This is a genomic window from Pseudosulfitobacter sp. SM2401 (genome assembly GCF_042932805.1).
Taxonomy (GTDB): Bacteria; Pseudomonadota; Alphaproteobacteria; order Rhodobacterales; family Rhodobacteraceae; genus Ascidiaceihabitans.
In genome coordinates, this window is sequence record NZ_CP170633.1 from 159,480 (window position 1) to 184,083 (window position 24,604).

The 24,604-nt window shown below is 57.3% G+C and carries 21 protein-coding genes and 1 riboswitch; of the genes, 12 read left to right on the top strand and 9 right to left on the bottom strand.

Going from position 1 to position 24,604, the window contains the following annotated elements; all coding sequences use genetic code 11:
- Positions 1–75 precede the first annotated feature (75 nt).
- Entirely contained in the window at positions 76–453 is a 378-nt protein-coding gene (locus tag ACFIO0_RS00825) for a 5-carboxymethyl-2-hydroxymuconate isomerase (RefSeq protein WP_390912693.1), read from the top strand.
- Here the strand turns inward: ACFIO0_RS00825 and ACFIO0_RS00830 are convergent.
- Both ACFIO0_RS00830 and ACFIO0_RS00835 read right to left on the bottom strand, forming a co-directional pair.
- Positions 448–1,359 (bottom strand): phosphotransferase, encoded by a 912-nt coding sequence (locus tag ACFIO0_RS00830; RefSeq protein WP_390912695.1) that lies wholly within the window; start codon positions 1,357–1,359, stop codon positions 448–450. The genes ACFIO0_RS00825 and ACFIO0_RS00830 overlap by 6 nt on opposite strands.
- The gene (locus tag ACFIO0_RS00835; protein ID WP_390912697.1) at positions 1,352–2,650 is read right to left on the bottom strand and encodes an aminotransferase class III-fold pyridoxal phosphate-dependent enzyme; all 1,299 of its coding nucleotides are present in this window, start codon (positions 2,648–2,650) and stop codon (positions 1,352–1,354) included. Before ACFIO0_RS00835 ends, ACFIO0_RS00830 begins: the two co-directional genes overlap by 8 nt.
- Before the next feature lie 118 nt (positions 2,651–2,768).
- Positions 2,769–2,854: riboswitch (glycine riboswitch) on the top strand.
- Between the two features lie 165 nt (positions 2,855–3,019).
- Between ACFIO0_RS00835 and gcvT the strand changes: the two genes are divergently transcribed.
- The 6 genes from gcvT to ACFIO0_RS00865 all read left to right on the top strand — a co-directional run bounded on the left by gcvT (position 3,020) and on the right by ACFIO0_RS00865 (position 11,631).
- Positions 3,020–4,141 carry a glycine cleavage system aminomethyltransferase GcvT gene (gene gcvT / locus ACFIO0_RS00840; protein WP_390912699.1) on the top strand — a complete coding sequence of 374 codons (1,122 nt, stop codon included), beginning with the start codon at positions 3,020–3,022 and terminating at the stop codon, positions 4,139–4,141.
- Positions 4,142–4,162: 21 nt separating this feature from the next.
- Positions 4,163–4,522, top strand: a complete 360-nt coding sequence (gcvH, locus tag ACFIO0_RS00845) for a glycine cleavage system protein GcvH (RefSeq protein WP_390912701.1) — start codon at positions 4,163–4,165, stop codon at positions 4,520–4,522.
- 33 nt (positions 4,523–4,555) lie between these two features.
- On the top strand, positions 4,556–7,399 hold the full coding sequence (gcvP, locus tag ACFIO0_RS00850) for an aminomethyl-transferring glycine dehydrogenase (RefSeq protein ID WP_390912703.1): 2,844 nt from the start codon (positions 4,556–4,558) through the stop codon (positions 7,397–7,399).
- Between the two features lie 166 nt (positions 7,400–7,565).
- Positions 7,566–9,077, top strand: coding sequence for a hypothetical protein (locus tag ACFIO0_RS00855; protein WP_390912705.1), 1,512 nt, complete (start codon positions 7,566–7,568; stop codon positions 9,075–9,077).
- Positions 9,074–9,634, top strand: a complete 561-nt coding sequence (locus tag ACFIO0_RS00860) for a hypothetical protein (protein WP_390912707.1) — start codon at positions 9,074–9,076, stop codon at positions 9,632–9,634. Before ACFIO0_RS00855 ends, ACFIO0_RS00860 begins: the two co-directional genes overlap by 4 nt.
- A complete protein-coding gene (locus tag ACFIO0_RS00865; RefSeq protein ID WP_390912709.1) occupies positions 9,631–11,631 on the top strand; it encodes a GMC oxidoreductase in 2,001 nt (666 codons plus the stop codon). The genes ACFIO0_RS00860 and ACFIO0_RS00865 overlap by 4 nt, the downstream gene beginning before the upstream one ends.
- Positions 11,632–11,675: 44 nt before the next feature.
- Here the strand turns inward: ACFIO0_RS00865 and ACFIO0_RS00870 are convergent, their stop codons facing one another.
- The 6 genes from ACFIO0_RS00870 to ACFIO0_RS00895 are packed head-to-tail and all read right to left on the bottom strand — an operon-like array spanning position 11,676 to position 17,877.
- A complete protein-coding gene (locus ACFIO0_RS00870) occupies positions 11,676–12,563 on the bottom strand; it encodes a VOC family protein (protein WP_390912711.1) in 888 nt (295 codons plus the stop codon).
- Positions 12,560–13,288 (bottom strand): serine O-acetyltransferase, encoded by a 729-nt coding sequence (locus ACFIO0_RS00875; RefSeq protein ID WP_390912713.1) that lies wholly within the window; start codon positions 13,286–13,288, stop codon positions 12,560–12,562. The genes ACFIO0_RS00870 and ACFIO0_RS00875 overlap by 4 nt, the downstream gene beginning before the upstream one ends.
- 8 nt (positions 13,289–13,296) lie before the next feature.
- On the bottom strand, positions 13,297–14,805 hold the full coding sequence (locus ACFIO0_RS00880; protein ID WP_390912715.1) for an aldehyde dehydrogenase family protein: 1,509 nt from the start codon (positions 14,803–14,805) through the stop codon (positions 13,297–13,299).
- Positions 14,798–15,658, bottom strand: coding sequence for a prephenate dehydrogenase/arogenate dehydrogenase family protein (locus tag ACFIO0_RS00885; RefSeq protein WP_390912717.1), 861 nt, complete (start codon positions 15,656–15,658; stop codon positions 14,798–14,800). The genes ACFIO0_RS00880 and ACFIO0_RS00885 overlap by 8 nt, the downstream gene beginning before the upstream one ends.
- 38 nt (positions 15,659–15,696) lie before the next feature.
- The gene (locus ACFIO0_RS00890) at positions 15,697–17,049 is read right to left on the bottom strand and encodes an aminotransferase class III-fold pyridoxal phosphate-dependent enzyme (protein ID WP_390912719.1); all 1,353 of its coding nucleotides are present in this window, start codon (positions 17,047–17,049) and stop codon (positions 15,697–15,699) included.
- A 39-nt stretch (positions 17,050–17,088) separates the two neighbouring features.
- Entirely contained in the window at positions 17,089–17,877 is a 789-nt protein-coding gene (locus tag ACFIO0_RS00895; protein ID WP_390912721.1) for an IclR family transcriptional regulator C-terminal domain-containing protein, read from the bottom strand.
- A 161-nt stretch (positions 17,878–18,038) separates the two neighbouring features.
- On the opposite strand from ACFIO0_RS00895, the gene ACFIO0_RS00900 reads away from it, so the two are divergent.
- From ACFIO0_RS00900 to ACFIO0_RS00920, 5 genes are all read left to right on the top strand, one after another.
- Positions 18,039–18,986, top strand: a complete 948-nt coding sequence (locus tag ACFIO0_RS00900) for a tripartite tricarboxylate transporter substrate-binding protein (protein WP_390912723.1) — start codon at positions 18,039–18,041, stop codon at positions 18,984–18,986.
- Positions 18,987–19,054: 68 nt separating this feature from the next.
- Entirely contained in the window at positions 19,055–19,594 is a 540-nt protein-coding gene (locus ACFIO0_RS00905; protein ID WP_390912725.1) for a tripartite tricarboxylate transporter TctB family protein, read from the top strand.
- 12 nt (positions 19,595–19,606) lie between these two features.
- Positions 19,607–21,130, top strand: coding sequence for a tripartite tricarboxylate transporter permease (locus ACFIO0_RS00910; RefSeq protein ID WP_390912727.1), 1,524 nt, complete (start codon positions 19,607–19,609; stop codon positions 21,128–21,130).
- Entirely contained in the window at positions 21,127–22,614 is a 1,488-nt protein-coding gene (locus tag ACFIO0_RS00915; protein WP_390912729.1) for an aldehyde dehydrogenase family protein, read from the top strand. The genes ACFIO0_RS00910 and ACFIO0_RS00915 overlap by 4 nt, the downstream gene beginning before the upstream one ends.
- A gap of 90 nt (positions 22,615–22,704) precedes the next feature.
- Positions 22,705–23,955 (top strand): Tm-1-like ATP-binding domain-containing protein, encoded by a 1,251-nt coding sequence (locus tag ACFIO0_RS00920; protein ID WP_390912731.1) that lies wholly within the window; start codon positions 22,705–22,707, stop codon positions 23,953–23,955.
- 15 nt (positions 23,956–23,970) lie between these two features.
- On the opposite strand, the gene eda is transcribed toward ACFIO0_RS00920, so the two are convergent.
- The gene (gene eda / locus ACFIO0_RS00925; protein WP_390912733.1) at positions 23,971–24,603 is read right to left on the bottom strand and encodes a bifunctional 4-hydroxy-2-oxoglutarate aldolase/2-dehydro-3-deoxy-phosphogluconate aldolase; all 633 of its coding nucleotides are present in this window, start codon (positions 24,601–24,603) and stop codon (positions 23,971–23,973) included.
- Position 24,604 lies beyond the last annotated feature (1 nt).

Consider the following 24,604-nt stretch of genomic DNA (forward strand, 5'->3'; position numbering starts at 1 on the left):
ACGATACCGCGCCCAAGGGAAAGTTGACAAGTTGCGCCTTGTGCCCGCATGAATGTTGCAAGCCAGAGGACCAAGATGCCACATTTTCACATCGATTATTCACCCAACTTAGAGACGCGTTTGGACATCGCGGGGCTGTGCGTTGTGGTCCGTGATGCGGCCGTGCAAACGGGGGTGTTTCCGCTGGCGGGTATCCGTGTGCGTGCGACGCCTGCCGCGCATGTCGTCATGGCGGACGGCAATCCGGATCACGCGTTTCTGGACCTGTCTGTGCGCCTGCGCGAAGGGCGTGAATTGGAAAAACGCAAAGCGGCGACGTCATTGATTTTTGCCGCGCTTGAGGCGTATTGCGCCGACGTTATGGCGCGTTCGTCGTTCATGTTGTCGATGGAAATGCGCAATATCGATGCAGAACTAAGCCCAAAGGCCAGTTCGATCCGCGACTATCTATAAGGCGTCGATGCGCGCGATGGCTTCGGTGATAAAGCGGGTGTTTCGGGCCTGTGCGCCGCCTTCTTTCATGCGCGTGATGATCCAGCCGACATAGGTGCAGGCGCGCAGGGCTTCGAACAGTTTTAGCTGGGCTAAATCTATGGTGCGCACGTCTGTGTAGCCGTCGATCAAGGCGTGCTTCAAAACTCCGTGTGGGGCTGTGCGCAATGCACGGTGGGTGACCGTTGCAAGGTCGAACAGCCGATAACCAAACCCGCCGTCGTCAAAGTCGATGGGGTGAAGGCCGGCGTGCGAAATCATCACGTTGTCTGGGACGAGGTCGACATGAACCAGCCCGTAATCTGTTGTATCTGCTAGTTTTTCACGGGCAACTTCGCGAAAATCTGCAAGGCGTGCGGCTTGGCCGGTGGTCAAAGTCGGATTGTCCCAAAACCGGCCCCACAGCGGTGATTGCCCGAGCAAACCGTCGATGTCCCACGTTGGTCGGGCAAAGCCAGCGGGCGGCGACCAACGATCTGCAAGGTCGTGCATCTGCGCCATTTGGCGACCGAGTTCACGGTACAAATCAGGCCGGTTTTCAACGTCAGGCACCTGCGACAACGGGACCCCTTCGATCCAGCTGAGCAGGTCGATGACGGTGTCGCCCAATGTCAAAAACAAACTGCCGTCGCGGGCCCTAATCGACGCAGGAACTGTGATGCCGCCGTTGGCCAACATCTGCATCCATTGCAGTTCAGATTGCAGTTCAGCAGCGCTGCGATATCCGGCGCGGTGCAGGCGCAAGGCAAGCGGTCCGCGAGCAGTGTCGACGCGGTAAACGTGGTTTTCGCGGGCTGCGATCAACGTGACCTTTGCGCCAACATGACCCCAGTGAACCAGCGCCGCTTTGAGCGCAATGTCAGTCACGTGCAGGCCCAAGATCGCTCAGCACGCTGTCCAGAGTGTCCAGCATCATGTCTGCGTTTTCGATGGAAAACGGCATCGGTGGGCGGATCTTGAGGGTGTTGTAATGGATGCCGAGCTTGTTCATCAAAACGCCACGCTGGCGCATTTCGTTGGCGACCTTGATCGCGAACTGACTGGCGGGTGCCTTGGTCGCGCGATCCGTGACCAGTTCGGCCCCGAAATACAGGCCCTGACCGCGCACATCGCCGATGCATTCGTGGGTTTCCACCAGCTTTTGCAGACCTGCTTTTGCGTGCGCCCCGACACGCAATGCGTTGGCCTGCAAGTCTTCGTCAACCATCACATCCAGCACGGCCATGGCCGCAGCGCAGGACACCGGATTGCCGCCGAACGTGTTGAAATATCGAAACGAATTACGGAACGCGGCCATGATGTCTGGAGTGGTCACAACCCCTGCGACGGGGTGGCCATTGCCCATGGGTTTGCCCATCGTAACGACGTCTGGCACCAGTCCGATGCGTTGATGCCCCCAGAACCGTTCGCCGTTGCGGCCAAAGCCGGGCTGTACCTCGTCTGCGATGATCAAACCACCGGCTTTGCGCACGACGTTTTGGGCTGGTGCCAGCCATCCTGCGTCCAAATCGGGAAAGCCTTCGTTCAGGAATGCAGGGCAGATCAACAGCGCGGAAAACCCGATGCCTGAGGCGTTCAGATCGTCAATCGCAGCTTGGACCGAGGCGGCAAATGCGTGGGCATGGGCTATGCCAGCCTCGTCCCCCAAGGGGCGGTAACTGTCGGGCGCGGGGACTTGGCGCACGTGGCTGCCGTCGCCGGTGGCGGGGCGGTTTGTGGCTGATAATTGCGCCACCACAGTCGTGTTGCCGTGGTAGGTGTGGTCGGTTGCAATGACGCCGCGCTTGCCGGTGACGGCCTCGGCCATGCGCAGGGCGATGTCGTTTGCCTCTGATCCTGTGCAGGTCATGATGGCGGTTGAAAGATCGCCCTCGAATGTCCCCGTCAGCCGTTCAACGTAGTCCAGAATACCGTCGTGCAGATAGCGCGTGTGGGTGTTCAATTGGCGGGCCTGCGCGCAGATGGCGTCAACCACCCGCGGATGACAATGCCCGACGTGCGGCACATTATTGTAACAATCCAGATACTTGCGCCCATCGGCATCCCAAACCCAAACGCCGTCGCCTTTGACCAGATGCAGGGGATCGTCATAAAACGTCGAGACGTTGGGACCCAGCAATCGGGCGCGTCGCTTTAGCATGTTTTGGGTATTGCTCATGTCGGTAAATCAGGTGATCCGGTCAAAATTGTCAAGGATCGCGGACCTGATCATGCGAATTTGAGTTGACAAGAATGCGGAACCTGAATTGTATGCGACGGTGTCCACCATGGACGCACGACCGTCATCGGGAGAACCAGACATACTGGTGCCGAAGGAGCAACCGCCTCGGAAACTCTCAGGCCAATGGACCGATACGGACGACAATACTCTGGAGAGTGGTGCCACACGCACCCGCCGAAGGGATAGCAATCTCAGGCGCACAGGACAGAGGGGGCATCAAGTGGCAAAGGCTATGTCTTTGCTGTGTATTGGTGCCGGATGATTTTATTATAAATCAATACGGTGCATGGATAGGGGCCGTTTGAGATGTCTGATTTAATGCATACGCCATTGCATGATTTGCACGTGGAACTCGGGGGCAAAATGGTGCCTTTCGCCGGGTATGCGATGCCTGTGCAATATCCGCTTGGGGTGATGAAAGAGCACGATCACACGCGCACGCGCGCCGGGCTGTTTGATGTGTCGCACATGGGGCAAGTCATTGTGCGTGGGTCTGATTTCGCGACTGCGGCGCGGGCGTTTGAAACCTTGGTGCCGATGGATGTTTTAGGGTTGGACACGGATCGCCAGCGCTATGGCTTTTTCACCAATGATGCGGGCGGGATCATGGATGATCTGATGTTTGCCAATCGTGGTGATCATCTGTTTGTCGTGGTGAATGCGGCCTGCAAAGGGGCTGATATCGCGCACATGCAAGCACATTTGGCGGGTGTCGAAGTCACTGAGATCACCGACCGCGCGTTGCTGGCTTTGCAGGGTCCATCGGCCGAAACCGTGTTGGCAACGCTTGACCCAAGGGCTGCCGAGATGGCGTTTATGGATGTCGCGACGCTGTCCCTGAATGGTGCAGAATGCTGGGTGTCGCGGTCAGGATACACCGGCGAAGACGGCTATGAAATTTCGGTGCCTGCGGATCAGGCAGAAGCTTTGGCGCGGGCCTTGCTGGACCATCCAGAGGTCGAAGCCATCGGTTTGGGCGCACGGGATTCGCTGCGCCTTGAGGGCGGATTGTGCCTGTACGGCCATGACATTGACACCGGCACGACCCCGATTGAGGGCGCGTTGACGTGGGCGATCCAAAAGGTGCGGCGCGATGGTGGCGCACGTGCCGGTGGCTTTCCGGGGGCCACGCAGATATTTGCACAAATGGCGGACGGGGCTGCGCGCAAACGCGTTGGCCTGTTGCCGACCGGACGTGCGCCAATGCGCGAAGGTGTGCCGTTGTTTGCAGGCCCTGAGGGTGGCGAACAGATCGGCAAAATCACGTCCGGTGGCTTTGGCCCAACGGTCGGTGGCCCTGTTGCGATGGGCTACGTCACGCGTGATCACGCATCCATAGGCACGACAATATACGGGGAACTGCGCGGCAAACGTTTGCCTTTGAGCGTCACCAAAATGCCGTTCACCCCAGCCAATTTTAAACGATAAACCAAAGCGGAGAAACGACAGATGAAATACACCGAAGAACACGAATGGCTGCGCGTCGAAGATGACGTTGTGGTGGTTGGCATCACGGCACACGCGGCTGAACAACTGGGCGATATTGTCTTTGTTGAATTGCCCGAAGTTGGCGACACAGTGGCCAAAGATGACGAGATCGTGGTGATCGAATCCGTCAAGGCGGCGTCCGACATTCTGGCCCCGATTGACGGTGAAATCGTCGAGGTAAACACGGCTTTGGCGGACAGCCCGTCTGCAGTGAACGAGGACGCGATTGGTGCCGGTTGGTTCTTTAAGATCAAGCCCGATGATACGTCGCAAATGGACGAATACATGGACGAAGCCGCGTACAATAAATTGATTGCCTAAGCGCTTTTACCTCGCACCTATCGGAGCCTGAAAATGACATTTACCCCCACCGACTACCTGCCATATGATTTTGCAAATCGCCGCCACATTGGACCTTCCCCTGCGGAAATGGCGCAAATGCTGGACGTGGTGGGGGCAAAGGATCTGGCCGCGTTGATCGACGACACGCTGCCTGCAAAAATCCGTCAGAAAGAACCGCTTGAGTTTGGAAAAGCCAAATCCGAGCGCGAGCTATTGCACCACATGAAGATCGTCGCGGGCAAAAACAAAGTGCTGACGTCGTTGATCGGGCAGGGCTATCACGGCACGGTCACGCCGCCTGCGATCCAACGCAATATTCTGGAAAATCCGGCTTGGTACACGGCCTACACGCCCTATCAGCCCGAGATTTCGCAGGGGCGTCTTGAGGCACTTTTGAACTTTCAAACGATGGTGTCGGATTTGACCGGTCTAGAGATCGCCAACGCGTCGTTGCTCGACGAAGCGACTGCCTGCGCCGAGGCGATGACGATGGCGCAGCGGGTGTCAAAATCCAAGGCTATCGGGTTCTTTGTCGATGAAAATTGCCACCCACAAAACATTGCGGTGATGAAGACACGTGCAGCGCCTCTGGGGATCGAAATCACGATTGGCGATCCGAATGATCTGGATGCGACGGCCGTCTTTGGCGCGATCTTTCAGTACCCCGGAACACACGGGCATTTGCGTGATTTCACGGATCAGATCGCGGCCCTGCATGGCACCAAAGCCATCGGTATTATTGCGGCTGACCCACTGTCGCTGACCTTGCTTAAGGAACCCGGTGCGATGGGCGCGGATATTGCCGTTGGATCAACCCAGCGGTTCGGTGTGCCGGTCGGATATGGCGGTCCGCACGCGGCCTACATGGCGACCAAAGCGAACTACGCGCGCTCGATGCCGGGGCGTATTGTCGGGGTGTCTATCGACAGCCTTGGCAACCGCGCCTACCGCCTGTCGCTGCAAACCCGCGAACAACATATTCGGCGCGAAAAAGCGACGTCAAACGTGTGTACGGCGCAGGCGTTGCTGGCCGTAATGGCCGGATTTTACGCGGTATTTCATGGGCCTGAGGGGTTAAAAGCGATTGCGCAACGCATCCATCGCAAGACTGCGCGATTGGCCGAAGGTCTGAAAACCGCAGGCTTTGATGTGCGCCCTGCGACGTTCTTTGACACGATCACTGTGGACGTTGGCCCGTTGCAATCGGCGGTCATGAAATCGGCGGTGGATGAAGGGATCAACCTGCGCGCTGTCGGCTCCACTCAGGTCGGGATCACGCTGGATGAACGCACGCGATCCGAGACAATCGAGGCCGTCTGGCGCGCCTTCGGGATCGAGCTGAAGGACAAGGATTACACCCCACATTACCACGTGCCGGAAAAGCTGATCCGCACCTCGGATTACCTGACCCATCCGGTGTTCCACATGAACCGCGCCGAGACAGAAATGATGCGTTACATGCGTCGTTTGGCGGATCGTGATCTGGCGCTGGATCGCGCGATGATCCCGCTGGGATCGTGCACAATGAAGCTGAATTCCGCGGCCGAAATGATGCCGGTGACGTGGGATGAATTTTCGCTTTTGCATCCCTACATCCCGACGGATCAAGCGGCCGGTTACATGGAAATGATCGATGATCTGTCGGCCAAATTATGTGATGTCACGGGCTATGACGCGATTTCGATGCAGCCAAATTCTGGTGCGCAGGGCGAATACGCGGGGTTGCTTTCGATTGCGTCGTATCACCGCGCAAACGGTCAAGGGCACCGCAACATTTGCCTGATCCCGATGTCTGCGCATGGGACCAATCCGGCCTCGGCGCAGATGGTGGGTTGGAAGGTTGTTCCGATCAAGTCGGACGCCAAAGGCGACATCGATCTTGAGGATTTTGCCGCCAAAGCGGACCTGCACAAAGACAACCTTGCTGCCTGCATGATCACCTATCCGTCGACCCACGGGGTGTTCGAGGAAACCGTGATTGACGTGTGCCAGATGACCCACGATCGCGGCGGTCAGGTCTATATCGACGGGGCCAACATGAACGCGATGGTCGGCCTGTCGCGCCCCGGTGATTTGGGTGGGGACGTGAGCCACCTGAACCTGCACAAAACCTTTTGCATTCCGCACGGTGGTGGTGGGCCCGGTATGGGACCGATCGGTGTGAAAGAACACTTGATTGCGCATCTTCCGGGGGATCCGAACACGGGGACCGGCGCTGTGTCTGCCGCGGCCTTTGGGTCGCCATCGCTGTTGCCGATTTCGTGGGCCTATTGCCTGATGATGGGCGGCGAAGGGCTGACCCAAGCGACCCGCGTGGCGATCCTGAACGCCAATTACATCGCCAAGCGATTGGAAGGCGCGTTCGACGTTTTGTACAAGGGGCCAACCGGACGTGTGGCGCACGAATGCATCATCGACACGCGCCCGTTTGCGGACTCTGCGCATGTGACGGTGGACGATATTGCCAAGCGTTTGATCGACTGCGGCTTTCACGCCCCAACGATGAGCTGGCCAGTGGCGGGCACCTTGATGATCGAGCCGACGGAATCCGAAACCAAAGCCGAGCTGGACCGGTTCTGCGATGCGATGTTGGCGATCCGTGCCGAGATCACGCAGATCGAAAACGGTGAGATCGACGCGGACAACAACCCGCTGAAAAACGCGCCACACACGATGGAGGATTTGGTTAAAGACTGGGATCGCCCCTACAGCCGCGAGGTCGGGTGTTTCCCGCCCGGAGCGTTCCGTGTCGACAAATATTGGCCGCCTGTGAACCGTGTGGACAACGTCTGGGGGGATCGAAATTTGACCTGTACGTGTCCGCCGATGGAAAACTACGCAGAGGCGGCAGAATAGCCGCATTCGACGTTCCTTCGCAAAATAGATCAGGCCGGTGTTTCATTGCACCGGCCTTTTTCGTGCCGCGTGTGCACACAATCTGAGCGAGAGATAATGCTCGCTAAAATACAGCTTCGTGGTACGCTGTGGTTGTATTAAACGATTCATATTTTAGGAAATTGCTATGAGATTGCTCAAACTAGCGCTGTTTTGTTGCGTGCTGATTGTTGGCGCCTACGTCATCTATCACTATCAAATCAAAGGCAAAAATTCGACCGAGGGGCCATTGGAGAACGGGACGCCGCAAGCCAGCGCCATATCGACAACGGTCAGCTGTCAGGGCGCGGATCACGTGATCACCAATGGCGCGGCGATCCCGCATTTGCCGGATGCGTCGATGATCGCGTCCGAAGACATCAGCGTCGAGAGCCTGCAATGTTCGTTTGATGCGTATTCCTGGGATTTGTTTTTGGCGCTCAATCACGACGCGGATGGTGTGCTTGTCACCGGCGGCAGCGATGATCCGACAGTCTGGGAAAACTGGGCTGAGAGCAGCGATATTTTCCTACCGGATGGTGCCGCACCTGCGTCAACTGAGGGGTCATTTCCGCCGCGCAATGTACCTGCGGAATGTGCCGGTCTGCATGACGGCGCGATGAAAATCGTGCGCCAAATTGGCAAGCGTCCTGACGTTCTGGAAGAATTCACAGAGCCGTTTCAATCCGGTCCTTTGATCGATGCAAACGGGCACTACAGCCGCTTTGCGATTTCGGTGAACCAGTCGATGTACGACTATATTTTGGACAACGAACTGTACAACAAAGCCGGTCAAAAGACGTTTTCGCAAGCAGGCAACGAGGTGAATTTTTCCTGTAGCTGCAACGAGGGCACAGACGCTGACGGCAATCCGATTTGCGCACAAGGCGGCCAGCAAGGGGCCGTGATGGCCAAAGCCGCGTGGAAGGTGATCGACACTGCCAAAAACGATGATCCGTCGTTGTTTCACACGGTCGAGGCACTGGTGTTCACCGAGGCGGCCAAAGACGGATCGCGCCCGGCAATGTGCGAAAAGCAACTGGTCGGTTTGACCGGTTTTCACATCGCTCAAAAGACCAGCAACGACACGCAATGGCTGTGGTCGACGTTTGAACACGTGGACAATGCGCCAACAAAAGGCCAAGGCGCTGACAAGCCAAAGTACAACTATTTCAACCCTGATTGCGCTGATTGTAACGCGGTGAACGAGCCACCCGCGCAGCCCTGGAACCCCGATGATCCGCCGCTAAGCGACGCGCGCATTGGTGATCGCAGCCAGATCGAGCGGGTCATTGCGATCCATCAAGACACGGATGCGATGAACGCGCAGGTGCAATCCGATCTGCTGGCCGGCACCGTTTGGGTCAATTACGAACTGGTTTCGACCCAGTGGCCCACAGCGCCAACCGCCCCGAACGCCGCGCCAACGGCGGCGACAAACTGGTGCAGCGCGATCAACGAAGTCGACAAATCGGGCAACCCGGCACCTGCGTTTTTGGCCAACACCACGCTGGAAACCTACATCCAAGGCACGGTCCCGCAAGCCAGTTCCAGCTGCATCAATTGTCACTTGAACGCGACGATGACGGACGGGCAATTTTCCGATTTCACGTATTTGCTAGAACGCGCCCGAGGGCCGCAAGAGGGGCCAAGCCAATGAGCAATTCTGATCAAAAGACATTCAATGCGATGTCGGCTTTGCTGACGGGGTTCAGTGAACAATTGATTGCACCACAAGTCGATCCGATTGGTTTGCCAAAGCTGTTTTTGCAATGGGCGACGGATCATTCTGGTGGGGACTGTGCCAATTTGCTGGCGACATTCGCGTCCCTTCAGGCCGTTGTTCCGGCCTTAAGCACAGACGAAATCGGGTCTGTCATCATGGGGGTGTCGCCTGATCCGACAACCGGTGAACCGATCGACGAAAACCAAACGGCTGTCGCGCAAGCGATCCTAAAGCTGTGGTATTTGGGGTCGTGGTATCAGCCCTTTGACAGCGCAGGTGCGGCCAAAGGCAAGGAAACCGTCGTGTCCGATCAGGCCTACATCAAAGGTCTGGCATGGCAGTCGATGCAAAGCCACGCGATGGGCAATTCGACCCTGACGTTTGGCTACTGGGACAAACCGCCTGCCGCATCGTTGCAGGTGACGACGGGGAACGATGAGGTGTCCGCTGGCGGATCGCCCGACACCTCTGGATGGGGGGCAAGCGCATGAGCGATCCTGACTACGATATCATCATTGTTGGCGCCGGCGTTGCGGGCCCGATTATCGCCAAAGAACTGTCGCAAGCGGGTGCAAAAATCCTGATCATCGAGGGTGGGCCAGAGACACCGCCCACGAACCGCGAAGAATACATGAGCAACTTTTTGTTGAACACGGTAAAGACGCCTGAATCGCCCTACCCACCGGGATTGGGTGCCAATCCAGCAAAAGAAGCAACGCCGCGCGCCACCGTTGCGCAGACCTTTGGCAACAATGTTTCGCCAACGTGGCACGCTGATCTTGGGGCGGGAAACTACATTTACAACGCGGATGTGTCGTATCTTTTGCAAGAAGGCCCGCAGCCGTTTTTGTCAGGGTACGAGCGGATTACAGGTGGCACCACGTGGCATTGGCTGGGTACAAGTCTGCGTTTTTTGGAACATGATTTCACGATGAAATCGACCTACGGCGCAGATGATCCTGACTATCCGATGCCCGATTGGCCGATTGTTGTGGATGATTTACTAGACGCCTACGGGCGCGCTGAGCACGAGATCGGCGTGTCTGCAGATGTGTCGATCCAAACCAAGGAACTGGCACAAATCGGTTTGAAATATTCCGACGGTTACAGCTATCCGATGCAAGAAATTCCGCCGTCGGTTTTGGATGTGCAGATTGCTGCTGCGCTGAACGGCTTTCAGGATTTCATCAACTTTGAGGGTCAGCAGGTCTTTGTGACGTCCACCCCTGCAGGGCGAAACTCGCAACCCGATGGCAACAGACGCACCTGTGCGGGCAACACAAATTGCATCCCGATTTGCCCCATCCAGGCCAAGTGGGACGGCACGGTGACACTGGCTGGGGCGCAGTCGACGGGCAATGTGACGTTGAAATCACAATGCGTCGTGACCAAAGTTGTGTCCGCAGGGTACGGCCAGCCGGTGACAGGGATCGAATACATTCACTGGGAAAATGGTCCGACAAAAATCACCAAATCCGAGCCCATCACGGCGACTGCAAAAATTTACGTCATCGCCGCCCACGCGATCGAAACGCCTAAGCTGATGCTGATGTCTGACATGGGTAACGGGCAGACGGTGGCGAATTCGTCTGACCAGATGGGGCGCAACCTGATGGATCACCCGCTGTACCTGTCGTGGTCGCTGATGCCCGAGCAGATCTTTGGCTTTCGCGGGCCTTTGACAACGTCAGGCATTGAATCGCTGCGTGATGGTCCGTTCCGGTCAGATCGGGCGGCTTGGCGGTGTGAAATTGGCAACGAAGGCTGGAATTTTGCCATCGGTGACCCTTGGACAACTGTCAGTGATTTTGTGGATGGCAAGAACGCCTCGCACACCAATGCGAACTTGGATCGGCTGTTCGGGGCCGGGTTGATCGAACAGCTGAACAGCCATTTTACGCGGCAATGGCGGATGGGGTTTTTGGTTGAACAAACACCCGAATCCGACAGCCGTGTAACGATCAATCGCGACAACGGTATCGTCGATGGCCTGCATCTACCGCGCCCTGTGATTAACTATAAATTATCGGAATACACCCGTCGGGGTTTTGCCTCGGCCGAGGTGTTTTCACGGCAGGTTTATCAAATGTTGGGGGCGACCAATTTCACCCGGAACGCGCAGAATTTGACCGCTGCTGACGGTACCGAATTTCCAAACCCTGTTTGGTTTGAAAACCCTGATCGCGACATGTTTGAGGCTTTGCCTGATGCGTTGAAGGTGCCTGAGTTGTGTGCAAACGGGCAGGCGGTACCAGACGGGTTCACCTACTTTGGGGCGGGCCATCTGGTTGGCACGTACCGGATGGGATCAGACGCGCGCACATCGGTTGTCGACAGTTACAGCCGCAGCTGGGATCACAACAATCTGTTTTTGGTTGGCGACGGTGTTTTTCCAACGATTACAACGGCTAACCCGACGTTGACCTTGGCGGCCTTGGCGATGCGTACAGCTGATGCGATCAAGGCGCAACTGGCAACAACGCCTTAGAAAACCTTCAAGGGGGCGGTCTGTTTGGTCGCCCTTTTGCCGTTTCAACTTTCGCTTTGAGTGAACCTGAGGAACGTGTTGGCTGTCTCTTTGGGGGCATGCGTGACCCATCCGTTTTGTGTTCGGATCAATGCGATGTCGCTGTTTTTTGCGTGGGTTTCGAACGCCTTTGCATCGCGAAATTTCAAATCCATAGCGACGATGCATGGTCCACCCGCCGTGTCTTGGGCAAAGGGCAATGGCCCGAATTCTGCTTCGATCGCATGCGCCGTTTGAACCCGAATTGGGCCATTGGCGGTGTCAACTTGAAACCCGCCTTTGATCGGTTTTGCTGCGCCGTATAAACCAGTTAACTTTGTGTTCAGTGCGGCGTGATCGAATGCCTGCGCCAACACGCTCACTCCGCAAATTCCGAACACGGAATTGGGGTGCTGTAGCCATTCAGGCACGTAGATCAATTCGGGGCGATGCTGCTGGCATAGGAAAAATGACAGGCGCGGGTGATCGGCGTCGGGCAACAGCGCCAGCGTCGTTTTGGTGCGCCCGGTTGTGCCATCGGGCAAGGTCACGTCGCGCCCGAATTCGAGGTGACCGGCGACAGTGAAACCGGCGGCAGCGGCCGTTTCGGCATCGATGTGTGATCCGGTGCTGTGCAGCGCAGATAGGGCAACGCCTTCGCGGATTTGCAAGTGATCATGGACGTGGCGGCCAAATCTGAAATCTCCAGCGGGGACCTGATCTAGCAGGGTGTCGTCATAAATTCCCATGATTTCGACCAAGCAACCATCGAACATCGCGAGGCTGGTGCTGGTGCCCCACGGGTGTTTGCCGATGGCCGTCATGTTGAACCCGAGCGAGATCAATCGCACGCGCAGCCCTGCAATATCGTGCGTCGCAAGCAGCGGGTGGTCGATGCCGAAGGATGCGTTCATGACGTGCTCTTTGGCGATGCAAATGTTATCGTCGCAGGCCCGACATTGCGGGCTTTGGTACCAACCGCGAGGATCCGTTCGGGGACGTTTTCCAGCACAATTGCCCCTGCCGCAATGTTGGCAAATGCGCCGATTTTGATGTTGCCCAAAATGGTTGCGCCCGCCCCGATCACAGCGCCGCGCCCGATGTGGGGGTGCCGGCTGGGGCCGGTGTCTGCCAGCGTGCTGCCCAACGTGACGTTGTGCCAGATCGACACATCTTCGTCGATGACGCTGGTTTCCCCGACGACAAACCCAAGCCCGTGATCCAGCCACAGTCCGGCGCCAATCTGCGCTGCGGGGTGGATATCGGTGCTGAAGGCGCGCCCGAATGCGGCCTTGAGCGCCAGCGCCATATTGGTGTCGCCGTCTTGCCAAAGCTGATGGGTCACACGGTACGCCATGATCGCGTGACTGCCGCGTGCAAACAGAAATGTTGCCGCTGGCCCGCCGGGTTCGAAATTGCGCCGGGCAGCTTCGGTGATGTCATATTCGGTCTGCTTTTGCAGCGTCGGATTGCTGCGGTAGACGCGCGTGACGGCCCCGGCGACATGGGCGCTTTTGCAGATGCTGCCCAGCAGGCTACCGAGCAACGTTGGTGCATCGTCAAAGGGACTTAGATCCAAAATTCCAGCGATCTGAGTATCGCTGTTCAGCAATGTCCGAACGTCATCAACCAGTTTCATATTGCACCTCAGGACACATAGCCAAATGCGATTTTCGGGATGGGGGTTGCGTCAAGCCACACGCTTTTGGCGCTTGTGTATTCCATCAAAGCGTCGGTACCGCTGGATCGCCCGAAACCGGAATTCAAGGAGCCACCAAAGGGCGAGGACACGTGGATCGCCTTGTAGCTGTTGATCCAGAACGTGCCTGCGCGCACGGCGTCGGCCATGCGATGGGCGCGCCCGACATCCGATGTCCAGACGGCACCTGCCAGTCCGAATTGCGTGTCGTTGGCCAGCGCGATTGCCTCTTGTTCGTCCGCGAAAGGGATGGCCGTGACGACCGGCCCAAAGATTTCGGTCTGCGCGGCGTTTGCGTTATTTTTCAAACCGTTCAGGACGGTTGGCGCAACAAAATATCCGGTGTCCGGGGTTGCGTCGCGACTGCGCACATCGGCCCCGTCTGCGCGTGCGGATGTGATCATGCCGGACACATGCGCAAACTGGCGCGCGTTGCTGATCGGCCCGATTTCGGTTGCATCGTCCAACGGATCGCCCAAGGTGATTGCGTTCATGCCCTCTGACAACATGTCGATCATTTGCGCGTGCACGGATTGGTGCACCAGCAGGCGTGAGCCCGCCACACAACTTTGCCCCGCACCCGAAAAGATCGCCGCCTGCGCGCCCAAACACGCGTGTTTCAGATTGGCGTCGTCAAACACGATGTTGGCCGATTTCCCGCCCAGTTCTAGCACCGCAGGTTTGAGCGCTGAAGCCGCGGCGATTGCCACCCGCCGTCCGGTTTCGGGGGATCCGACGAAGATAACCTTGCGCACGGCCTTGTGTTCAATCGCAGCTTGGCCAGTAGTCGGGCCAAGACCGCAGAGCACATTGACCAGCCCTTTTGGCAGCCCCGCGTTCTCCGCGATTTTAACCAGAGCGACGGTGGTCACGGGCGTCAGTTCACTGGGTTTGATCACGACGCCGTTGCCGGTCGCGATTGCGGGTGCGATCTGCCAACCGGCAGTGAAAATCGGCGCATTCCAAGGGGTGATTTGGAACACAACGCCCAAAGGTTCGCGCAGGGTGTAGTTAAGGTGACCTGAGGGGACAGGAATGACTTCGCCGTGCAGTTTATCGGCCCATCCAGCGTAATAAGCGAACATTTCGGCAACTTTGGCGACCTCGATCCGGCAATCGCGAATGGGTTTGCCAGCGACGAGGGATTCCAGCGTCGCGAGGGGGGCAACATGGTCGAGAACGGCGCGCGCGATGTCTTGCATGATTTGCCCACGTGCGGCGGCGGACATGGATTTTGACCAAGCGATTTGTGCGATCGCTGCCGCCTCGCATGCTGCATTGGCGCGCGTTTCACCGGCGTCCGGATACTGGGTCAGCGGCGCTTCGGTGAAGGGATCAACAAGGGTGATCGTTGCGCCGGTTCCATCCTGCAGCTGACCGTCGATCAGGCTTTGTGGATGGGCACCCAGCCCGAGGGTTTGCATAGTGTCGACAAACAGATTTGTGCGATCAATCATTGGTGTCGCCTTGTTTTACAATTTCGTTGAAATCTGCGGCGTCGGCAATGGAGGGCGACTGGTTCAGCCAGATGTCGGCGATGTTTTCAAAACCGTTCAGGGCGACACCGGTGTCTTTTGCCAGCGCCAAAGCGAGGCCCACGTCCTTGCGCATGAGGCCCATGGTGAACCCGGAATCAAACCCGTCGTTGAGCACCCATTTGGGAAAGTTGACTTCGCTAACGCCGCTGCGCCCTGACCCAGCATTGATCCCGTCCAGCAAATCGGCGGCGTTCACGCCTGCGGCTTCGCCCAAACGCACGGCCTCGGCGACCAGCACAAGATTGGCGGCGCACAGCATGTTGTTGGCGATTTTGGCGGCGTGACCGGCACCGGATTTACCGACGATCACGGTCTTGGCCGTCAGTATGTCGAGCACCGGCGCGAGCCGTTTGATCGCATCCGTATCGCCGCCCAACAGCATCGTCATCGTGCCTGCGTTTGCTGCCGCCGGACCGCCGCTGACGGGACCGTCGATAAATGCGAAACCGTGCTGTTCGCCCAACGCGGACATCGCCTGCGAGGTGGCGGGAACCGATGTCGAAGTGTCGAGGATGATTGCGCCCTGACGAATGTGTGGCGCGATGTCGTTCATAACAGCGGCGACGATTTCGGCCTTGGGTAAGGACAGGATGATGATGTCACAAAGGCTGGCCAATTCCGCTGCCGTGTCAGTGGTTTGCGCGCCGGTGTCTGCCATGCGCAAGCGGGTTGTTGGATCAGGGTCAAAGCACCTGACGCCCAACCCCGCACCCAGCAATTGGGCGACCATGCCGCCGCCCATATTCCCACATCCAATGACGCCTATGTCCACGGTTCATCCTTTCGCAAGCAGTGCTATAAAAAGCGAGCTTACGCGTGGGACAGCCCATGATCTAGGTCCGACAGGATTTTGTTCACGTCGTTTTCGGTCAAGACCAAAGGCGGTGAGAAAATCATGTTCGGGCCGGACACGCGCACCATCGTGCCGCTGGCGTACGTTGCATCAAAGATGCGTGCGCTTGTTGCCTTGTCGAGCGGGGTTTTCGCGTCGCGATCAGACACCAATTCGATGGCACACATCAGGCCGTGACCGCCACGCACATCGCCGATGACGTCGTGTTTGTATTGCAGCGCCATCAACCCGTTGTGCAACTGGGTACCACGCGCGGCGGCATTTACCGGCACGTCCAGACGCAGGGTTTCCTTGAGGCAAGCGATCGCGGCTGCGGCCCCGACGGGGTGGCCTGAATAGGTGTACCCCGAACCGACGAATGCTTTGCCCATCGTGTCATTTTCGAACACCTCTGCCACGTGATCTGCGATCATCGCCGCCCCGAAGGGAAAGTAACCGTTGGTGATCGCTTTGGCTGTGGCCATCAGGTCGGGTTTGACGCCCCAGTGGCGCGAACCGGTCCATGATCCTGTGCGCCCAAAGGCTGTTATGACCTCATCCGCGATCAGCAAAATACCGTGGCGATCACAGATGTCGCGCACGCCCGGCATAAAGGATGGATGCGGTGGAATGACGCCGCCTGCGCCCAAGATCGGCTCCATGATGAAAGCGGCAATCGTTTCCGCCCCTTGAAATGCGATCTCGTCCTCAAGCGCGTTCAGACACAGCTGCGACAGGCGTTCAGGATCGCTTTCGTTAAACGGATTCCGGTAGGTGTAGGGGGCGGGAATGTGGTGGCAGCCGGGCATCATCGGTTCGTACTGCGTGCGGAAATTCGAATTGCCGTTGATCGACGCGCCGCCTGTATGCGTGCCGTGATAGCCCTTTTTCAAGGACAGATATTTGATGCGGCCCTGCTGGCCTTTGATCTTGTGATACTGGCGCGCAAGGCGCAGACAGATTTCGATGCTGTCAGAGCCACCTGAGGTGAAAAACGCGCGCGTTAACCCTTCGGGGGCGAAAAATTCGCGCAGCATGTAGCTAAGTTCGATGACCTGGTCGTTCGATGTGCCGCGAAAGGTGGAATAGTAGGGCAGGGCGTCCATTTGCGCGTTCACCGCGTCTTTGACCGGTTGGCAGGAATAGCCCAAATTCACGTTCCACAAACCACCCACGGCGTCGATGGTTTCGTGCCCGTCCACGTCGGTAATCCGCACGCCTTGACCGCCTGTGACGATCTTTGGCGGGTTGGCTACGCTGTCGGCAGGATGCGACATCGGGTGCCACATGTGGCGGGCATTGTTCTCTTTCAGGAAATTCTCGTCTTTCATGGGGCTCTCTTTTCGGGCGTTCGGGTTGGGCGGTTTTGGTCAGGCCGCGACAGTTGAGCGGGCGGGCATTGTGCCGCCCAATTCTCGGGTCACGTCGCTGACCGCCGCAATAAGATGCGTGGTGATCAAGTCGGATAGGTCTGCGTTAAATCGTGTTGCGACGGCAGCAACGGCAAGCGCCCCTGCGGGCGTATTTGAGGCGTTAAAGAACGCAGCGGCGGTGCCGATCACGTCAGCCTCAAAATACTGATCCGCGCGGGTAAATCCGTTCTGGCGTGCCTGCTCTAACATGGTCTCTAGTGCGGCCGGATCGTCGGGGGTTTGATCGGTGAACCGTTCAAAAGCATCCTGTTCGATCATGCGTTTGCGCAGGTCCGCTGGCAGATGTGCTGCGATCGCCAATCCGGACGCGGTGGCATGAACGGGCAGGGCGATCGAGGGGTCCAGATGCACACGCGTTGCGCGCTCTGGTTCCGAAATGAGTGCAGTCATTAGCGTGGTGCCAGTGATGATCGTGGCGTGGGCCGTTTCGCCGGTAACTCGGGCCAGATTGTCCAGATGCGGCTGCAAGATCGACAGCAACGGAAAGCTACGTTCGCGAATTCGGGCAAAGCTGATGGGGGCAAGCCCGAGGCGATATTTCTTTGATTCGGGGTTTTGCTCGACGAATCCGTTGCGCTCTAGCGCGTTCATGCACCGCAGGATTGTCGTCTTGTCATAGCCTGCTAATCGGGACAGCTCGCTTAGGCCAACTTCTGGTTTTTGCACAGAAAAATGGCGCAGCAGTGATAACGCCTTGTCTACTGTGCCCATGGTTGGTTTGGCCATTTGCGTCGGGTTCCTTTGGATTGGCGACTTGGTCTTTAAGAAATGTTGACAGAAGAAATTGCTCAGTGCAAACTATATGTACCGTCGGTAACAATAGTGTACCGTTGAGTGAATAAGGTCAAGATCAAAAGATCGAAAGACCACCATCCAGGGAGATGACTATGAAGAATTTCACCAAGGCCATTCTGGCAGCAAGCACGGCAATGACCGTTCTTGCGATGCCAGTTGCGGCTGTTGCAGAGTACCCAGAGAAGCCGGTTTCGTTTGTTGTGCCGTGGCCTCCCGGTGATCTAGAAGACGTGCTGACGCGCTACATTGCGGAAGATTTTCAAGCCAAATACGGCTCGCCTGCGGCCGTTGTGAACAAGCCAGGCGGCGGCGGTGGCCCGTTCCCCGGCGCGATTGATGTCGCGAACGCACCGGCAGATGGCTACACCATCGGGTCGTTCATCATTGCGGTTCCGGTTGTTGGCCCGAACATCGGTATCCCAGAGCTTGCGCCAAACCCGTTTGAGCCACTTGGCACGTTCCTGACCTACCCGTTTGTGATCGTTGCAGGGGCCGACGCACCCTATGATGACATCGCAGGCTTGGCCGCGCATGCCAAAGACAACGACGTTGTTTTGGGCCACTTTGGCGCGCCTTTGGTTCCGACCAAAGTGACGATGGCCTTGGCAAAATCGCAAGGGTTTGAATTTGCCTCTGACGCGGCATTCGACGCGCTGGATTGCAACACGCTGGCCTCTGGCGACGTGGATGTGATGAACACAACATTGCAGTTGGTTTTGCCGTGCTTGGACACGGTAAAAGTGCTGGCATCCATCGGCGGCGAACGCATCGCGCTGACGCCTGACACACCAACTGTTGCCGAAATCGATCCGGCGCTGAACATCTCGTTGTGGAACGGTTTGTTTGTGCACAAAGACACCCCTGCGGGCGTGCGCGAAAAGATCATCGCGGTTGCTGAGGAGACGATGAAGTCCGAGCGGGCGCTAAAGCTGGCCGCAGATACCGGTGCTTTGGTCTATTGGCAGAACGCAGACGATTCCACTGCTCTGATCGAAAATGACATCAAAACTTTGGGCGCGATTAACGCGTCGCTCGAGTAATCTGACGTCGCAGCGCTGCCTTGAAACGGGCGGCGCTGTACAACTATCCCCGCACGAAAAGGCGAACCATGACCCGTTTCAAAGGGCTGCAAGAGCTGTTCAAACGTTATCGCCGCCCGGGGGACATTGTCTTTGCATGGATGTTTTTTGCGCTGGCTGTGTTTCTTTTCACGCAACTTGGCACGCAATCCCCGTGGAAATGGGGCGGCAAGGTGTTTTCGCAACCTGCGTTCTGGCCGACGATCTCAGTCATTCTGATGGTGCTTTTTGGCGGGCTGCATTTGCTGTCGTCGGCTTTGTCGCCGCGTCTGGTTGGGCGGTGGAAAGAGGTCTGGCAATGGGTCAAGTCGCTGGAATATGCGGGCTGGTTTATGGCCTATGTTTTTGTCGTGCCGCAGCTCGGGTATTTGCTGTCGACTATTGTGTTTGGTCTGCTGTTGGCGGCGCGTGCGGGCTACCGGAGCGTTCGCACGTACCTGTCGATTGTCGCGCTGAGCATCACGATTGTCGTGGTGTTCAAAGGGTTTTTGCAGGTCAAAATCCCCGGTGGCGCGATTTACGAATATCTGCCAACCGCACTTCGCAGCTTTATGCTGACCTATTTCTAAGGGCTTGATCTAATGGATGTCTTTTATTCTGCGGTGTCGCTCTTGATGGATTGGCAAGTGCTGCTGGCCTTGGTGATCGGTTCGATTGGCGGCGTCATTATCGGGGCTATTCCGGGTGTCGGCGCGGCTGTTGCGATCGCCATTTTGCTGCCCGCAACGTTTGCGATGCCGCCGCTTGTTGGCCTGACAATGCTGCTGGGGATCTACGGTTCATCCATGTACGGCGGCGCGCTGCCTGCGGTTTTGATTAACACGCCCGGCACTGCCGTAAACGCGCTGACAACCTATGACGGCTATCCGATGACGCAACGGGGCGAGGCGCGGCGCGCGGTGGCTCTGGCCTATTCCGCCAGCTTTTTTGGCGGCATATTTTCGATTGTCGCGCTGATTTTGTTGGCTCCGTTGTTGGCCAAGATCGCACCGCATTTCGGTTCTCGCGAGATTTTTCTAGCTGCAGCGTTGGGTCTGATACTGGTCGTTCTGGCGCACCGGGGGCAGATCTTTGCTGCGGGTATGCTCGCGTCGTTTGGCATTTTTTTGCAGATGGTCGGGCTCGAGCCTGTGACCTATTCGCGCCGCTTTACGTTTGACCAAAGTTGGCTGACATCAGGCGTTGATCTGATCGTTGTGGTGTTGGGGCTGTTCGCGCTGAGCCAAGCATTCCTGCTGTTGGTGGAACCTGATGAAAAACCCGAAATGATCTCGGTCAAAGGGTCGATTTTCTCAGGGTTGAAAGAGCTGTGGATGTACAAACGGGTCGCCACCGTATCCTCCGGATTTGGCGTGATGATGGGCATGATCCCGGGCGTCGGCGAATTCACCGCGCAATTCATGTCCTACACCTACGCGCAAAAAACGTCGAAAACGCCGGAATTGTTCGGCAAAGGCGCACCCGAAGGATTGATCGCATCCGAGGCCGCAAACAACGCGGTGCCGGCGGCTGCGATGATCCCGCTGCTCGCGCTTGGTATCCCGGGCGAAGCATTGACGGCGATGATGCTGACCGTGTTTTACGTTCACAATGTCATTCCGGGCCCGCAATTGTTCCAAGGTCAAATGGACTTTGTCATGGCGCTGTATCTGGCGTTGCTGGTGCTGAACGTGATCGTTTTGTGCTTTTTGATGGTGTCGACAAACCTGCTGACCAAGATCATCGAACTGCCCACCCGTCTGATCGGGATTACGATTCTGTTGCTTAGTTTTGTGGGGGTTTATAGTTTGCGCAACGCGATCACAGATTGCGCATTGGCAGCGGGTTTCGGCGTGTTTGGTTTCATCCTGAAACGGTTGAATTTGCCAATTGTACCGATCATTTTGGGCATGGTTCTGGGTGGCATTATGGACGTCAAACTGCGTTCTGCCATGCCACGGGTCAAGACGCCGTTGGACATGATTGATCGCCCGATCGCGATGATCATTTTTGCGTTGATCCTGATCGTAATTGCGCTGCACATCCGAACCTTGATGCGTGAAATGCGCAACCGGCCACAAAACCCCGACACGGACATCCACCTGACGCAAGAGGGCGAACAATGATCAGCCAATCCCAAATTGACGCCCTGCGTGATGCGCCGGTTTCAAATGCCCAACATGTGATTAATGGTCAGACAGTCGCGGCCAGCGATGGTGCCATGATGGAGATCACATCCCCTATTAACGGGCAGCGATTGACGGACATTGCCGCCGGGGGATCTGTTGATGTTGACCGCGCAGTTGCAGCAGCGCGCGCCGCATTTGAAGACGGTCGTTGGTCACGCATTGCCGCCACCGCGCGTGGCCGCATTTTACAACGCATTGCTGATAAAATCGAAGCCGAGGCGCAAAGCCTTGCGGTTTTGGGCGTGCGCGACAACGGCACTGAAATCTCGATGGCGATCAAAGCAGAACCAATGAGCGCTGCGGCCACCTTTCGGTTTTATGGCGAATTATGCGGCAAGGATTACGGTGAAATCGCACCGACCGCGCCGGGCACGTTGGGCCTTGTGCACCATGAACCGGTGGGCGTTGTCGGCGTGATCGTGCCGTGGAATTTCCCTTTGATGATTGGCGCTTGGAAGATCGCGGCGGCCCTTGCTGCGGGCAACACAGTGGTCCTGAAACCGTCAGAAGTCGCATCGCTGTCGCTGCTGCGTTTGGTTGAAATCTGCCACGAGGCAGGCCTGCCGGATGGCGTGTTGAACGTGGTCACCGGCACCGGCATCGACGTCGGCGCGGCCCTTGGCAAACACATGGATGTGGACGTGATGACCTTCACCGGATCGGGCGGCGTCGGCCGTCAGCTGATGATGTACGCAGCCCAGTCCAATTTGAAACGCGTCTATCTGGAATTGGGCGGTAAATCCCCCAACGTGATCTTTGCCGATGCCGGTGATCTGGACAAGGCGGCTGCCGTCGCCGTTGGCGGAATTTTCCGAGACAGCGGGCAAGTGTGCATCGCGGCCTCGCGCCTTTTGGTCGAACGGTCGATCCATGCTGAATTCACCGAAAAGGTGATCGCGCTGGCCAGCAAAATGCAGATCGGTGATCCGCTGGATTTGAAAACATCCGCTGGTGCAATCGCGTCAGAAACCCAGATGAATTCAGTTCTGGCCGCCATCGATCTGGCGAAAGCTGAAGGTGCCGAATTGCGAATGGGGGGGACGCGTCAACTGTCGCAAACGGGGGGGTATTACATCGGTCCGACCTTGTTCGACAACGCCCCGCAAAGCAGCGCGTTGGTGCAAAAGGAAATCTTTGGCCCCGTGTTGGCGGTGCAGCCGTTCGATACTGAGGACGAGGCCGTGACCCTCGCCAACGGAACCGACTACGGGTTGTCCTCTGCTGTTTTCACCCGTGACATCAGCCGCGCGCATCGCATGGTCGAACGGCTGAAAGCTGGCGTTGTGCACGTGAACACCTATGGCGGGGCGGATGGTTCTGTGCCTTTGGGTGGCGTCGGGCAATCGGGCAATGGTCACGATAAATCGCATCACGCGCTTGATAAATTCCGCAATTTAAAAACGGCTTGGATACAACTTTGATCCCGCAAAATAATGCACCTGTTTCCCAAGCACGCCCCAAAGGGCGACAAAACTGCGCGACCGATTGGCCGCTGACGAAAGGGATATGACATGACTAAGACCATTTTGGTGATTGGCACCTACGACACCAAAGACGACGAACTACACTATATCTGTGAGCGGATCCAAAACTTGGGCGGGCAGGTTTTAAGTATGGATGTCAGCGTGTTAGGCGATCCGTCCAAACCGACGGATATCTCGAAACACGCGGTCGCCGAGGCTGGTGGTTCATCAATCCAAGCGGCCATCGACAGTGGAGATGAAAACACCGCGATGCAAATTATGGCACGTGGTGCAGCGGCACTTTGCGTTCAGTTGCATGCCGAGGGCAAGATTGACGCGATGCTCGCTTTGGGGGGCACGATGGGCACTGATCTGGCATTGGATTGCGCGCAAGCTTTGCCCATGGGTGTTCCAAAATATTTGGTGTCGACGGTCAGTTTTTCACCTTTGATTCCGCCGGATCGTTTGTCGCCTGACATTCAAATGATCCTTTGGGCTGGCGGATTGTATGGTTTGAATTCGGTTTGCAAATCCTCATTGTCGCAAGCCGCGGGCGCCGTTTTGGGGGCTGCTAATGCGGTCGAAAAACCCGTGGCCGGTCGTCCGGTGATCGGAATGATGAGCCTTGGGTCATCCTGTCTGCGATACATGAAACACTTACGCGATCCGCTTGAGGCGCGTGGCTTTGAGGTCGCTGTTTTCCACGCCACTGGCATGGGCGGCATGGCGTTTGAGGCGCTCGCCCGCCAAGGGTATTTCGCCGCAGTGATGGATTTTGCTTTGTCAGAGGTCACCAATTTGATGGGCGGTTCTGTGGTGAATTCCGGCACCGATCGAATGACCAATGCAGGCGCGATGGGTATTCCACAAATGGTGGCCCCCGGCTGTGCGGATCTGATCGATTTTGCAGGTTGGCAAGACATTCCCGCAGCCTATGCGGACCGCCCGTTTCATGCGCACAACCGGTTGATCAAATCCTCGGGGCTTAGTTCGCAGGAACGTCGCACGTTGGTGCGCGACATCGCAGCGCGGCTAGAGCAGGCCAAAGGCCCGGTTCACGTGTTGATGCCGACCCAAGGCATTGAAGAATGGGACAAACTCGGCGAACCAGCCCACGATCCAGAGGGCCTGGCCGCGATGGTTGACGAGATGGGCAAAGCCATCAAAGACCCGATCCAGCTGAGCATGCTAGACTGTCACATCAACGATCAAGCGTTCGCGGATGCGGCGCTGGCGGTGCTGGACGGATGGATCGCGGACGGCACCGTCAAAGGCGGGGCACCGGTCAAACCTGACTGATGCCCTTTGGTGATCTTAGCGCGGCAGTTGGCTGCCAGCGCGGGCCAGTTTTTCAATCTCGGCCCAGTTTTCGCTTTGCACCAGATCGGCAGGGGCGACCCAGGATCCGCCTGCGCACACCACGTTAGGCTGCGACAGATATTTGGTCGCATTTTGCGGGTTCACGCCGCCGGTGGGGCAGAACGAAATCTGTGGCAACGGCGCGCCAATTCCTTTCAGTGCATCGACGCCGCCTGACGCCTCGGCCGGGAAGAATTTTAACATGTCATAGCCGCGTTCCAGCAGGCGCATCGCCTCAGAGGCGGTCGCCGCACCGGGCAGCAACGGCAGATCGTTGTCTTCGCAGGCTTGCAGCAACATGTCCGTCGCACCGGGCGAGACGCCAAAGGTGGCCCCGGCGTCCTTGGCCGCCACGACATCATCAGGTGTTACAAGCGTGCCTGCGCCGACGTATCCGCCTTTGACTTTGGCCATTTCCGAAATGACGTCCAGCGCGTTTGGCGTGCGCAACGTGACCTCAAGAACCGGCAAACCGCCTGCGACCAAAGCTTGGGCCAAGGGCCGCGCGTGGGCGACATCGTGCACCACCAACACCGGAATAATCGGGGCGATTTCGCATAGTTTACGGGCGTAGGTTGATCTGATCATT

Coding starts and splice junctions, on each gene's coding strand:
- ACFIO0_RS00870 (WP_390912711.1), bottom strand. CDS start 12,563: ATGAACGCATCCTTCGGCATCGACCACCCGCTGCTTGCGACGCACGAT.
- ACFIO0_RS00905 (WP_390912725.1), top strand. CDS start 19,055: ATGACCCGTTTCAAAGGGCTGCAAGAGCTGTTCAAACGTTATCGCCGC.
- ACFIO0_RS00900 (WP_390912723.1), top strand. CDS start 18,039: ATGAAGAATTTCACCAAGGCCATTCTGGCAGCAAGCACGGCAATGACC.
- ACFIO0_RS00875 (WP_390912713.1), bottom strand. CDS start 13,288: ATGAAACTGGTTGATGACGTTCGGACATTGCTGAACAGCGATACTCAG.
- ACFIO0_RS00825 (WP_390912693.1), top strand. CDS start 76: ATGCCACATTTTCACATCGATTATTCACCCAACTTAGAGACGCGTTTG.
- ACFIO0_RS00835 (WP_390912697.1), bottom strand. CDS start 2,650: ATGAGCAATACCCAAAACATGCTAAAGCGACGCGCCCGATTGCTGGGT.
- ACFIO0_RS00865 (WP_390912709.1), top strand. CDS start 9,631: ATGAGCGATCCTGACTACGATATCATCATTGTTGGCGCCGGCGTTGCG.
- ACFIO0_RS00890 (WP_390912719.1), bottom strand. CDS start 17,049: ATGAAAGACGAGAATTTCCTGAAAGAGAACAATGCCCGCCACATGTGG.
- ACFIO0_RS00910 (WP_390912727.1), top strand. CDS start 19,607: ATGGATGTCTTTTATTCTGCGGTGTCGCTCTTGATGGATTGGCAAGTG.
- ACFIO0_RS00860 (WP_390912707.1), top strand. CDS start 9,074: ATGAGCAATTCTGATCAAAAGACATTCAATGCGATGTCGGCTTTGCTG.
- gcvT (WP_390912699.1), top strand. CDS start 3,020: ATGTCTGATTTAATGCATACGCCATTGCATGATTTGCACGTGGAACTC.
- ACFIO0_RS00915 (WP_390912729.1), top strand. CDS start 21,127: ATGATCAGCCAATCCCAAATTGACGCCCTGCGTGATGCGCCGGTTTCA.
- ACFIO0_RS00895 (WP_390912721.1), bottom strand. CDS start 17,877: ATGGCCAAACCAACCATGGGCACAGTAGACAAGGCGTTATCACTGCTG.
- ACFIO0_RS00855 (WP_390912705.1), top strand. CDS start 7,566: ATGAGATTGCTCAAACTAGCGCTGTTTTGTTGCGTGCTGATTGTTGGC.
- ACFIO0_RS00880 (WP_390912715.1), bottom strand. CDS start 14,805: ATGATTGATCGCACAAATCTGTTTGTCGACACTATGCAAACCCTCGGG.
- gcvP (WP_390912703.1), top strand. CDS start 4,556: ATGACATTTACCCCCACCGACTACCTGCCATATGATTTTGCAAATCGC.
- ACFIO0_RS00920 (WP_390912731.1), top strand. CDS start 22,705: ATGACTAAGACCATTTTGGTGATTGGCACCTACGACACCAAAGACGAC.
- eda (WP_390912733.1), bottom strand. CDS start 24,603: ATGATCAGATCAACCTACGCCCGTAAACTATGCGAAATCGCCCCGATT.
- gcvH (WP_390912701.1), top strand. CDS start 4,163: ATGAAATACACCGAAGAACACGAATGGCTGCGCGTCGAAGATGACGTT.